The sequence below is a fragment of the Jatrophihabitans sp. genome, from assembly GCF_036000465.1.
Taxonomy (GTDB): domain Bacteria; phylum Actinomycetota; class Actinomycetes; order Mycobacteriales; family Jatrophihabitantaceae; genus Jatrophihabitans.
Window position 1 is genome coordinate 1 of sequence record NZ_DASYFV010000005.1, and the last position, 10,895, is coordinate 10,895.

Below are 10,895 nucleotides of genomic sequence, written 5' to 3' on the forward strand. Positions count from 1 at the left end.
GAGCACGACCTGGGCGCCGCGGGCGGCTTCGTCGAGCATGCCGGCGAGCCAGCCGGGTGACACCTCGGAGTCGGCGTCGGTGTTCGCGATCCAGGTGTGCTGCGCCGAACCGCGGGGTCCGGTGCCCAGCAGGTGGGCAACTCCGAGAGCGCGAGCCGGGCCGACGGCTCGGACGTCGACAGCCACGGTCTCGACGCCGGCGTGGCGGGCGGCGATCGCGGCGCTCGCGTCGGTGCAGGCGTCGAGGGCGAGCACGATCCGGATCGGGCCCACGTCCGGATGGCGCGTCGCGGCCACCGTGCGGGTGACCTGCAAGGCCTGCAGGCAGCGCCCGAGCAGGTCCTCCTCGTTGGCGACCGGCACGACGATGCCGACGTGGCGGATGGGCCCGCTCATCCGAGGATCCCGGCCGCGCGGGCCACCGACTCGGGCGAGGTCGACCAGACGTCGAGCCGGAAGTCAGCCTCCTCGTGCGCGACGAGCCGGTGCAGCGCGGTGCCGAGGGCATCGTGGACGAGCTCGGCCGGGTGCGCGTGGTCGGGGGCCGGATGCCGCCAGTGGCAGGCGACCACCACGCCGCCGTCGGCGAGGGAGGCCCGCACCCGCCCGGCCAGCGCGACGAGATCGTCGACGTAGTACCCGACCTCGCTCAGCACGACGAGGTCCAGCGAACCCTCCGGCCAGTCCTCGGCCAGGCTGCGCTGCTCGACGGTGACGTGGGGCGAGCCGGCCATGCGGTCGGCGGTCTGCCGCACGGCCGCGGCAGCGACGTCCCACGCCACGACGTGGTCGCAGCGTTCGGCCAGGGCGGCGGTCAGCAGGCCGGTGGCGCAGCCGGGCTCGAACGCCCGGCCGAACCGCTCCCGCGGCAAGGCGGCGAGCAGGATCGCCCGCTTGCGGCGCTCGTAGAACGAGTCGGCCAGGCTCCACGGATCGTCGGCCGCGGCATACAGGTCGTCGAAGTAGCCGGCGTCGCTCGTCGGGTTGTCCGGCAGCACGACGAACGTTTCGAAGCCGCGCCGGAAGTGGGCCACGATGCTCGGCGGCAGGATCGCTTCGTCGCCCGGAGCAGCCGACAGCGCCGAGTGCTGCGACACGTGGCACGCGAGCGCCGCGTCCTTCCGGGCCCGCGTCGCCGGGTCGAGGTCGAGGCGGCGCAGCCGCGGCCAGGGCAGATCGTCCGGCGTGCCCCAGTGCCAGGCCCAGATGGGGAACTGCCAGTGGCGCACGCGGTGCGGGCCGGCGGCCAGCGCCGCGGCACCGGCCCGGGCACACGCCTCGTGGTCGGGGTGCGCGTCGTGCGCCCAGGGCGTGACCAGCAGCGTGTAGTCGTCGAGGTGCGCGGTCAGCCACGACGTCAACGACCCGAGGTGCGCGGAGAGCTGCCCGTCGGGCAGGCCGAGGAAGGTCGTCCGCGCCCGCGGGTCGAGGGCCGCGACGGCGGCGCGCAGCTCCTCGCGCCGGATCGCCGCGAGCTGCGCCGGCGTGTGGGTCGGCGAGTTCGGGTGCGAGGCGTCGCCGTCGGTGGCGACGACGACGTGGACGGCGACGCCGCGGTCGGCGGCCGCCGCGACGAGGCCGCCGGCCCCGAGCGTCTCGTCATCGGGATGGGCGACGAGGAGCAGCACGCGATCCGACGGCTCGGGCAGCTCCAGGGGCGGCAGCTGGTCCAGCGCGCTCGCGGCCCAGACCGACTCGTCCGTCCCGGACTGAAGGTGGTCGAACCCGACGCTCATCGCGCCGTCACCTCCGCCCCGCGGCGCGCCGTGCCGAGCGCGGCGAGATCGCGCTCGGCGTGGTGCTGGCGCACGTACAGCTCGAGGTCGGCGACGCGGCGCGCGTGCTCGTCGTCGAAGGCCAGCGGCGCCGGGCCGAGAGCGTGCCCGACCTGGCGCAGGGTGCGCTCGACGGCGTCGGCGACGACTGCCCGCACACGCAGCGCGAGCAGCTCACCGGCCGGCCCGCGCGCCTCGCCCCGATCGACCGCCGCGGCGGCCTGGGCCAGCGTGGCGGCCGCACCGTGCAGGGCGGCGTCGACGGTGCCGACGTGCAGCCGGGCCAGATCGCCGTCCTTCCGGTCCAGCGCCGCCGCGAGCGTGCGGTAGAGGCCCAGCGCCCCGCCGTACCAGCACGCGGCGACGCCGAGCCCACCCCAGGCGAAGCCGTCGCGCTCGAGGTACCAGCCGGCGGCGCCGACGGGACGGGCCGGCGTCGCGTCGAAGGTCACCGGCGCGCTGGTCACGTGGGCCAGCCCCCGCGCGACCCAGCGGGCGGGATCGTCGGCAGTCACGGACGGCTGGTGCAGGTCGACCGCGAAGAGCCGCCGCCCGTCGGGGGTGTGCGCGGTGACCAGCGCGTGGTCGAGCACGCCGCCGAGGGAGCACCACGGCTTCGTGCCGGTGAGCGTGGTCGCGTCGTCGGCGCCGGTCGCGTCCAGGTGGACGTTCGGCATCTCGGCCGCGAACACGCCCCAGGTGCCGTCGGGCGGGGGTTCCCCGGCCTCGGCGAGGATGGCGAGCGCATCGGTGTGGGCCTCGAGGATGCGCGCGGCGGTGAGATCGATCGAGCCGGCGAGAGCGAGCAGCCGCCACCGGACGGCGGTGGCGCCCGAGCCGGGCGCCGGGAAGGACCGGCCGAAGGTGCGGGCGAGTTCCAGCCCGGCCGCGACGTCGTCACGCGCGGCATCGACTGCCGAGCAGAACTCGGTCGACCAGTCGGGCAGATCTTCGGACGTTTTCACACACATCCTCGCTGGAACAGTCGTACATCGAGTCGGCGAGCTGTTTCGCCGCGAGACGTCCGGCCGATCGAGTCGGCTTGGTTGGCTTTCCCATCTCGACGGCGGTTTCCACAGCCGGCCTGCGTCAGGAAGCCCGTCTCGCGCGAGCCCGCTCGCCCAGGGCGGCCAGTACCGCCTCGTCGTAGCCCATCGGTTCGAACGGGACGACACGACGGATGCTGTCGTCGCGCACGACCACCTCGTTCTTCATCGACGCGATCAGCGAACGGATCGTGCGCCCGTCGACCCCGGTGATGAGCGGCAGTGCCTGCCCCGCGAGCAGGGCGGCGAGGCGCGTGCTCGGCACCGGTACCGGCACCACGATCGAGGGACGGCCCTCGAGGGCACTGACCCGCGACAGCACGTCGACGTAGCGCAGCACCTCGGCGCCGCCGATGTCGAAGGTGTGCGACTGCTGGTCGTCCAGGTCGAGTACGCCGACGAGGTAGCGGACGACGTCGGCGAGCGCGATCGGCTGGGTGCGGGTCAGCGCCCACCGCGGCACGGCCAGCGCCGGGATCCGCTCGACCACCGAGCGGATCATCTCCCACGACGCGCCGCCGTGGCCGATGACGATGCCGGCCCGCAGCGTCGTCACCGGCACGCCGCCGGTCGCGAGCAGGCCCTCGACCTCCTGCCGGCTGCGCAGGTGGGGGGAGAGGTCGTCCTGCTCGTCGCCGAGGCCGCCGAGGTAGACGATGCGCTGCACCCCGGCCGATGCTGCCGCGAGCCCGAACGCCTCCGCTGCCGCCGCGTCGCGGGCCACGAAGTCGCCGCGATCGAGCGAGTGGACGAGGTAGTAGGCCGCCGCGCACCCGTCCAGGGCGGCGAACAGCGCGTCGGGGTCGTCGATGTCGGCCCCGACCGCCGTGCCCGGGCCGTCGTACCGGTCGGGCCGGCGCGTCATCGCCTGCACGTCGTGGCCGGCGTCGATCAGCGCCGGGACGAGCCGCCGCCCGATGAAGCCGGTGGCGCCGGCCACGAGGACCGGCCGCGCGGCGGGTGACGGGAGTCGGCTCACGGCAGGCGGGCGATCACGGAGGTGATGCTGTCGCGGGTCTTGTCGCCGAGCGAGTCGAACTCGCCCTGCAGGAACGGCCCGGCCACCTTGGCGATGCCGTGGAACTCGATCTCGGCGCGATAGGTGATGGTCGCCCCCGTGACGGACCCGACGACCCGGATGTCGTCGGTCGACGTCGCGGTCTTGTTCTTGCCGACGAAGACGAGGTGGTCGGGCTCGAGGGTGACCAACTCGTAGGTCAGCTCGGTCTCGCGTCCCTTGATCTCGGAAACGTTGTGCCACGTGGTGCCGACGCCGACCGGGCCGCCGCTCACCTGGGTGCAGCTCCTCGTGCCCGGATCCCACTCCTCGGCGTGGGCGAAGTCCTTCAGGTACGCCACGACGACGTCAGCCGGCTTGTCGACCTCGAAGGTGCGCTCAACGGTGATCATGGGAAAGCCTCCGGTTCCGCCGCACGTCGCCCGGTGCTGGACCACTGCGGTCATCGTTGCGCAGATACCCGCCGCCGGACGCCGAATCACCGCGGGGTGACGCGCGGAACCGTCTCGGCTTCGACCCGGTCGGCTATGGGTATTCCGACTGGCATGGCTGACATCATCGAGCTCATCTACGCCGACCACGACTGGTTCCGGCGGCAGTTCTTCTACCTGGACTCGGCGCGCACACCCGAGGAGTTGATCGCGATCTGGGCGCCGCTGGCCACGCGTCTCGACACCCACGCCGACGCCGAGGAGACGGTGTTCTACCCGGCGCTGCTGAAGCGGGGCGACAGCGGCGACCCCGAGGACGAGACCGAGGACGCGATCACCGACCACAACGCGATCCGCGACGCGATCCGGGACGCGGCGGCCGCGGACGTCGGCAGCGACGAGTGGTTCGAGGCGGTCGGCCGGGCCCGGACGGAGAACGGCGAGCACCTCGACGAGGAGGAGCGCGAGGCGCTGCCCGACTTCATCAAGAGCGCGTCGGCCGAGATGCGGCACGAGCTCGCGATGAAGTGGCTGCGGTTCTACTACCAGCACAGCGACGGCCGGGGCGTCGACACGTCCGACAAGGATCCGGACACCTACCTCGACGAGAACTCCTGACCCGCTGCCCTCAGCGCCGGAAGGCCGCCATCTGCGCCACCCCGGCGGCGTGGTCCTCGCGCACCTGATCGACGTCGGCCGGGGCGGGATTCTCGACCTCGGCGAACTCCGCCGTCCGCAGCTCGTCGGTGTGGTCCTGCGCGGCCGCGGCCGAGTTGTGGCCCTTTCGGGTCAGCGGGCTCTCGCGGAGCTCGTCGCGGCGGTAGCGCGGCCGACCGGCCTTCTTCTCGGCCACGAGGGCGCCGAACAGCACGCCGCCGAAGACGAGGACGCTCGACACCATCAGCCAGATCGAGAGCACGAACACCGCCCCGATGAGGCCGTAGGCGTGCACCTGCCACGAGATCTGCGGCGGCATGATCACGCGCGAGAGCCGGACCAGGATCGTGGTCAGCACTCCCACCGTGAACGAGCCGAGGAACAGCGCCTTCCACTCGACCCGGCCGCGCAGCAGCCAGTGCTGGGTCCACCAGTAGAACAGGAACGTCAGGAAGCCCTGCACGCCGATGATGACCCACGTGCCCGGGCCGTGCCCGCTCGGGTCGACCTCGCGCCCGAACCGGCCGGCGAGCAGCACCAGGACCGAGAAGACGGCCAGCATCGGGGTCCAGACCAGCTGGCGCAGGTAGGAGCGGACACCGCTGAACCGCGGCAGCGTCCAGATCATCTCGAACCCGCGCTGCTGCACGGCGGCGACGCTGGTGGTGAAGATGATCGAGGTGACGAGGCTCAGCACCAGCGCCAGCGTGCTGATGGACTCGGAGACGCGGCCGAAGAGGTGCTGGACGGCCGCGGCCGAGTCGTCGTGCAGGCCGAAGAAGCGGGAGATCACGTAACTGACGTTGCGGTGCGTGGTGCGCTGCAGCACGGCCGACATCGCGACGATCAGCGGCGCGGTGCACAGCACCTGCTGGGCGCAGAGCGCGAGCGCGTGGGTGTCGAGGTCGATCTCGCGGATGCGGCGCAGCCCCCGCCCGCCGATGCTCTGGGCCCACCACCGGCGGCCGGCGGTGACGCGGCGGCTGGCAGAAGCCATGACCACCCCTCGATTCTCTCCCGGTCAGCCCAGCCGGATCCCGGCGAGCTGCGTGGCCTGCGCGACCACACGGCCGCGGCTATCCCATACCCAACAAACCTCGTCCACACGCTGTTGGTCGACAAGATGGGCCCGCTGCACCATGCGAAGTGGGCCGGGTGCCGGGATTGCCCGGATGTAGGAGGTCAGCTCGAGCGTCGGCACCCAGCCCGTCATCTCGATGTCGAAGGTGGCGGGCGGGAAGGCGTCGACGGCGTAGAGCAGCGAGATCGGGTCGAACGCCTCGCCGTGCGGCAGCTCGATCCACCCGCGCAGCTCGCCGCGGCCTGACGGTCGCCCCCGACCCCAGCCGAGCGAGTCGCGGTCGATGCGGACGTCGGCCTGGCCCATGATCGGGACGGCCAGGCCGGCCGGGTTGGTGGCCGGCAGCCGGATCGCGTCGGCGAAGTCGGTGGTGGGGGCCGCGGGCAGTCCGGCGTCCCAGTAGGGCTCGGCCGCCGGGTCGAGCGCGCCGACGAGGAACAGCGTCTCGACGCACGGCGTGCCGTCCTGCGACATCCTGGCGCGGACCTGGCTGGCGCTGCGACCGGCGCGCAGCACCTCGGCCTCGAGCTGGACGGCGCCGGGGCCGGGGGAGTGCAGGTAGTGCGCGCTCGCCGCGATCACGTCGGCGTGCGGCGCGACGGCCACGGCCGCCCGGGCGAGCGCGGCCAGCAGGTAGCCGCCGTTCGGGCGCCCGCCGATCGTCCATTCGGGGTGGACGTCGGCGGTGAAGGTCCCGGGATCGCCGGGGGTGACGGCCGTGGCGGCGGAGAACGCGACGACCTCGGGGGTGGTGTCAGCTGCGGTGGGCACCCGCCGATCAAACACGACCGTCCTGCTCGCGCGGCCAGGTGTCCCGGGCGGTGCGCGGCAGCAGAGCGCAGTGCACGGCGCTGGGCTGACGCCGGCCCGGCCCGACGATGCGGAGGGCCGGCGCCGCGGGCTCAGCTCTCGAGCGCGGCGTCGAGGGTGATGTCGACGCCGGTCAGCGCCTTGCTCACCGGGCAGCCGGCCTTGGCGTCCTCGGCGGCCTTGACGAAGCCGTCGTTGTCGAGACCCTCGACCTCACCCCGGACGGTGATCTTGATGCCGGTGAGGCGGAAGCCGCCGGCCGGGTCCGGGCCGAGCGAGACGTCGGCCTGCACCTCGAGGGACCGCGGCGTGCCGCCGGCCTGGGCGATCAGGGCGGACAGCTGCATCGCGTAGCAGGACGAGTGCGCCGCCGCGATGAGCTCCTCGGGGCTGGTGGTGCCGTCGGCGTCGTCCGCCGCGCGCTTCGGGAACGAGACGTCGTAGGTGCCGACCTTCGAGCTGGACAGCTCTACCTGGCCCGAGCCCTCCTGCAGGGTGCCGTTCCAGGCCGTGCGTGCGGTACGAGTGGGCATTGCGTGCTCCTTAGCTGCGATGAGTGACGGTCGATCCGACCGTAGCCGATTCAGTTGTGCACAACCAGATTGGTGACTCAGGCGTCACGCAGCGCGGCCTCGAGGTCGTGCAGCGCGTCCATCAACCGGTGCTGGTCGACGCCGTCGAGGGAGGCGCGGATCTGCGGCGGGATCCGGGCCGCGCGACCCTGCAGTCGCTTGCCCTTGGGCGTCGTCCGGATCTCGACCGAACGCTCGTCCTCGGGGCGCCGGGCCCGGGTGATGAGGCCGTTCGTCTCGAGCCGCTTGAGCAGCGGCGACAGCGTGCCGGAGTCGAGGCGCAGGCGCTCGCCGAGCGTGCTGACGGTGGCCGGCCCCTCGTCCCACAGCACGATCAGCACGAGGTACTGCGGGTAGGTCAGCCCCAGCGCGTCGAGGTAGGGGCGGTAGCGCGCGGTCATCGCCCGCGACGCGGCGTAGAGCGCGAAGCAGAGCTGGTCGTCGAGCGTCAGTGGGTCCGCCGTCGGGGCAGTCGTCGTCCGCGCCATGCCCTCCACCCTAGGCCGTCGGGGCTCACCGGGGCCGGGCCCGAAGATACTGATCGGGCCAGTAGACGTCGTCGCCGAGTTCCTGCGCGGCCCGCTGCGGCCACGACGGATCGCGCAGCAGGGCGCGCGCGAGCAGGACCGCGTCGGCCCGGTCCGCGGCCACGATCTCCTCGGCCTGGGCCGGTTCGGTGATGAGGCCGACGGCGGCGACGGGCAGCCCGCTCTCGCGGCGGATGCGCTCGGCGAACGGCACCTGGTAGCCCGGCCCGACCGCGATCTGCTGGTCGGGCGAGTTGCCGCCGCTCGACACGTCGATCAGGTCGACCCCGCGGCCGGCGAGGTCCCGCGTCACCTCGGCCACCTGCTCGACGTCGAGGCCGCCCTCGACCCAGTCGCTCGCGCTGACCCGCACGAAGAGCGGCGCCGAGTCGGGCAGCTCGGCCCGAACCGCGTCGACGATCTCGCGCAGCAGGCGGGCCCGGCTGTCCAGGCTGCCGCCGTACCCGTCGGTCCGGGCGTTCGACAGCGGCGACAGGAACTGGTGCAGCAGGTAGCCGTGCGCGGCGTGGATCTCGATCACCTCGAAGCCGGCGGACAGCGCCCGGCGGGTCGCGGCAGCCCAGGCCCGCACCAGGTCGGCCAGGGCGGTCTGGTCCAGCTCGTGCGGGGGCGGCCAGTCGGCGTAGCCCACGGGCGACGCCCCGACGGAGCTCCAGCCGCCGTCGCTCGGCTCGACGTACCCGCGCCCGCGCCACGGCACGTCGGTCGACGCCTTGCGCCCGGCGTGCCCGAGCTGGATGCCGGGCACCGCACCCTGCCCCCGCACGAACGCGGTGATGCGCTCGTAGTCGGCCGCCTGGGCGTCGGTCCAGATACCGGCGTCACGCGGCGAGATGCGTCCCTCGGCGGTGACGGCCGTGGCCTCGGTGAACACGAGCCCGGACCCGCCCCGGGCCAGGGCGCCGAGGTGCACGAGGTGCCAGTCGGTCGGGTGCCCGTCGACCGAGGAGTACTGACACATCGGCGACACCCAGATGCGGTTGCGGAACGTCGTGCCGCGCAGGGAGAGGGGGGAGAGGAGTCGGCTCACACCGGGGCCAACCGGGCCGGCGGCGGCTATCTTCCCGGCCCGGCCGGGTAGGGAAGTCGTGGGCGGCACCTGCGGTTACGTCCACCGACCCCCGTTCTGAGGAGCACCCCGAACCATGGCTGACAGCAACCCCGTCGACACCGAATCGCCCAACCACGCCTCCGGCACGTTCACCATCGGCGACAAGACCGTCCACCGCCTCGGTTTCGGCGCGATGCGCCTGACCGGCAAGGGGATCTGGGGCGAGCCGACCGACCGGGCCGAGTGCGTCCGCGTCGTGCGCCGCGCCGTCGAGCTCGGAGTCGACCTCATCGACACCGCCGACTCCTACGGCCCGTACGTCAGCGAGGAGATCATCCGCGAGGCGCTGCACCCGTACCCCGACCAGGTGCTGGTCGCCACCAAGGCCGGCCTCGTGCGCCACGGCCCCGACGTGTGGCTGCCGGTCGGGCGTCCGGAGTACCTGCGCCAGCAGGTCGAGATGAGCCTGCGCCGTCTGGGCCTCGACCGCATCGACCTGTTCCAGCTGCACCGCATCGACCCGAAGGTGCCGGCCGAGGACCAGGTCGGCGAACTCGCCACCCTGCAGGAAGAGGGCAAGATCGGCTCGATCGGGCTCTCCGAGGTGACGACCGACGAGATCGACGCCGCCCGCAAGGTCGCCGAGATCGCGACCGTGCAGAACCTGTACAACCTGACCAACCGCAAGGCCGAGGACGTCGTCGACTACTGCACCCGCGAGGGCATCGGCTTCATCCCCTGGTTCCCGATCGACGCCGGCAAGCTCGCCCAGCCCGGCGGTCCGGTGGCCGAGATCGTGGACGCCACCGGCACCTCGCCGGCCCAGGTCGCGCTGGCCTGGCTGCTGCAGCGCGCGCAGATCATCTTGCCGATCCCGGGCACGTCGTCGGTGGCGCACCTGGAGGACAACATGGGCGCGGCCCGGCTGCGGCTGACCAAGGAGCAGATGGCCGCGTTGACCGACGCCGCCTGACGAGCCCGCCCCGGACGGCTCAGCCGCGCACCGCGACGACGATCCGGGGCCGGGCCGCGGGGTCGAGCCAGCCCGCGACGGAGACGGCGACGGGCAGCGAGGTGCCGATGCAACCGGCGGTCGGTCCGCCCGCGCCGACGTGCAGGAAGATCCCCGACGACCGGCCGCGCAGGTGGCGCGGATTCGTCACGATGTGGATCGCGATGCGCGACCACGTGTTGCGGCCGGCCCACAGCTCGCCGCTCTGGGCGAGCCGGTCGTAGTTCGCGCAACTCAGGCACGACGACCAGCCGTCGCCCGGGCGCAGCACGTGCTCGGGCAGGCGGGTGACCCCCGCGTCACGGGTCAGCACGGTGTCCATCGCCCAGGTGCCGATCGGGGTCTGCGGCCGCTGGTCGGACGGGGAGCGGGTGAGTCCGCCCGCGCCCAGTTCGACCCGCGCCGGGGCGCCGACGGCGTGCCACGTGCCGGTCGCGTCGCGCTGCCATCGCCGCAGGACGGCCGTGCGGCTGACGCTGCTCGCGGCGACGACCGAGACGACCTGGCGCACCGAGGCGGCGACCCGGCCCGGGAACGGCTGCGGCGCTGGTGCCGGGGCGACCCCACGCCCCGCGGGCCGCGCGACCGGGCGCTCCCCCGGCGCGGATGCCGCGCTGGTGCGCGGGGCGAGAGTGAGGGCGACGAGCGTCAGGGCAAGGGCGGTGACGACGGCGCCGCCGGTGACGACGGCACCCACCCGCGAGCGCCGGGCGGCCGGCTCCGGCACCACGACCTCGACCGGCGCCGTCTCGGCCAGGTAGGCCGCCCAGGCCTCGGGCGTGGCGCGGCGCGGGACGACGGTGCGCGGCGAGTCGGGGGAGTTGGGGACGCGTGGCGGCGTCGCCCGCGACGGCCGCGCCGGCGCGGGGCCGCTGCCGGGTCCCGTCCTCACCC

General features: G+C 73.6%; 13 protein-coding genes. 2 read left to right on the plus strand and 11 right to left on the minus strand.

Features of this window, described 5'->3' with window-relative positions; translation table 11 throughout:
- The 5 genes from VGN18_RS00990 to VGN18_RS01010 all read right to left on the minus strand — a co-directional run.
- On the minus strand, positions 1-396 hold a 396-nt coding region (locus VGN18_RS00990; RefSeq protein WP_327537751.1), incomplete at its 3' end, for a glycosyltransferase.
- Positions 393-1,736 carry a bifunctional PIG-L family deacetylase/class I SAM-dependent methyltransferase gene (locus VGN18_RS00995; RefSeq protein ID WP_327537752.1) on the minus strand — a complete coding sequence of 448 codons (1,344 nt, stop codon included), beginning with the start codon at positions 1,734-1,736 and terminating at the stop codon, positions 393-395. The genes VGN18_RS00995 and VGN18_RS00990, both read right to left, overlap by 4 nt.
- Positions 1,733-2,746, minus strand: coding sequence for an acyl-CoA dehydrogenase (locus VGN18_RS01000; protein ID WP_349259802.1), 1,014 nt, complete (start codon positions 2,744-2,746; stop codon positions 1,733-1,735). Before VGN18_RS01000 ends, VGN18_RS00995 begins: the two co-directional genes overlap by 4 nt.
- Positions 2,747-2,864: 118 nt before the next feature.
- A complete protein-coding gene (locus VGN18_RS01005) occupies positions 2,865-3,800 on the minus strand; it encodes an NAD(P)H-binding protein (RefSeq protein ID WP_327537754.1) in 936 nt (311 codons plus the stop codon).
- Complete coding sequence (locus tag VGN18_RS01010) at positions 3,797-4,231, minus strand: SRPBCC family protein (protein ID WP_327537755.1); 435 nt, start codon at positions 4,229-4,231, stop codon at positions 3,797-3,799. The genes VGN18_RS01005 and VGN18_RS01010 overlap by 4 nt, the downstream gene beginning before the upstream one ends.
- Positions 4,232-4,384: 153 nt before the next feature.
- Here VGN18_RS01010 and VGN18_RS01015 point away from each other — a divergent pair, with 153 nt between their 5' ends.
- Entirely contained in the window at positions 4,385-4,888 is a 504-nt protein-coding gene (locus VGN18_RS01015) for a hemerythrin domain-containing protein (protein WP_327537756.1), read from the plus strand.
- Positions 4,889-4,898: 10 nt separating this feature from the next.
- Here VGN18_RS01015 and VGN18_RS01020 read toward each other — a convergent pair whose 3' ends face one another.
- From VGN18_RS01020 to VGN18_RS01040, 5 genes are all read right to left on the minus strand, one after another.
- On the minus strand, positions 4,899-5,924 hold the full coding sequence (locus VGN18_RS01020) for a YhjD/YihY/BrkB family envelope integrity protein (protein WP_327537757.1): 1,026 nt from the start codon (positions 5,922-5,924) through the stop codon (positions 4,899-4,901).
- A gap of 24 nt (positions 5,925-5,948) precedes the next feature.
- A complete protein-coding gene (locus tag VGN18_RS01025) occupies positions 5,949-6,779 on the minus strand; it encodes a thioesterase family protein (RefSeq protein WP_327537758.1) in 831 nt (276 codons plus the stop codon).
- A 131-nt stretch (positions 6,780-6,910) separates the two neighbouring features.
- Entirely contained in the window at positions 6,911-7,351 is a 441-nt protein-coding gene (locus tag VGN18_RS01030; RefSeq protein WP_327537759.1) for an OsmC family protein, read from the minus strand.
- A gap of 77 nt (positions 7,352-7,428) precedes the next feature.
- Positions 7,429-7,878 carry a MarR family transcriptional regulator gene (locus VGN18_RS01035; protein ID WP_327537760.1) on the minus strand — a complete coding sequence of 150 codons (450 nt, stop codon included), beginning with the start codon at positions 7,876-7,878 and terminating at the stop codon, positions 7,429-7,431.
- 25 nt (positions 7,879-7,903) lie between these two features.
- Complete coding sequence (locus VGN18_RS01040; protein ID WP_327537761.1) at positions 7,904-8,968, minus strand: NADH:flavin oxidoreductase/NADH oxidase; 1,065 nt, start codon at positions 8,966-8,968, stop codon at positions 7,904-7,906.
- Between the two features lie 115 nt (positions 8,969-9,083).
- On the opposite strand from VGN18_RS01040, the gene VGN18_RS01045 reads away from it, so the two are divergent.
- Positions 9,084-9,962, plus strand: coding sequence for an aldo/keto reductase (locus VGN18_RS01045; protein WP_327537762.1), 879 nt, complete (start codon positions 9,084-9,086; stop codon positions 9,960-9,962).
- A gap of 19 nt (positions 9,963-9,981) precedes the next feature.
- Here the strand turns inward: VGN18_RS01045 and VGN18_RS01050 are convergent, their stop codons facing one another.
- A complete protein-coding gene (locus VGN18_RS01050; protein ID WP_327537763.1) occupies positions 9,982-10,893 on the minus strand; it encodes a hypothetical protein in 912 nt (303 codons plus the stop codon).
- Between the last annotated feature and the right edge of the window lie 2 nt (positions 10,894-10,895).

Excerpts from the sequence above, each read along its gene's own strand:
- VGN18_RS01020 (WP_327537757.1), bottom strand. The coding sequence starts at position 5,924 with ATGGCTTCTGCCAGCCGCCGCGTCACCGCCGGCCGCCGGTGGTGGGCC.
- VGN18_RS01010 (WP_327537755.1), bottom strand. The coding sequence starts at position 4,231 with ATGATCACCGTTGAGCGCACCTTCGAGGTCGACAAGCCGGCTGACGTC.
- VGN18_RS01015 (WP_327537756.1), top strand. The coding sequence starts at position 4,385 with ATGGCTGACATCATCGAGCTCATCTACGCCGACCACGACTGGTTCCGG.
- VGN18_RS01035 (WP_327537760.1), bottom strand. The coding sequence starts at position 7,878 with ATGGCGCGGACGACGACTGCCCCGACGGCGGACCCACTGACGCTCGAC.
- VGN18_RS01045 (WP_327537762.1), top strand. The coding sequence starts at position 9,084 with ATGGCTGACAGCAACCCCGTCGACACCGAATCGCCCAACCACGCCTCC.
- VGN18_RS01030 (WP_327537759.1), bottom strand. The coding sequence starts at position 7,351 with ATGCCCACTCGTACCGCACGCACGGCCTGGAACGGCACCCTGCAGGAG.
- VGN18_RS00995 (WP_327537752.1), bottom strand. The coding sequence starts at position 1,736 with ATGAGCGTCGGGTTCGACCACCTTCAGTCCGGGACGGACGAGTCGGTC.
- VGN18_RS01000 (WP_349259802.1), bottom strand. The coding sequence starts at position 2,746 with ATGTGTGTGAAAACGTCCGAAGATCTGCCCGACTGGTCGACCGAGTTC.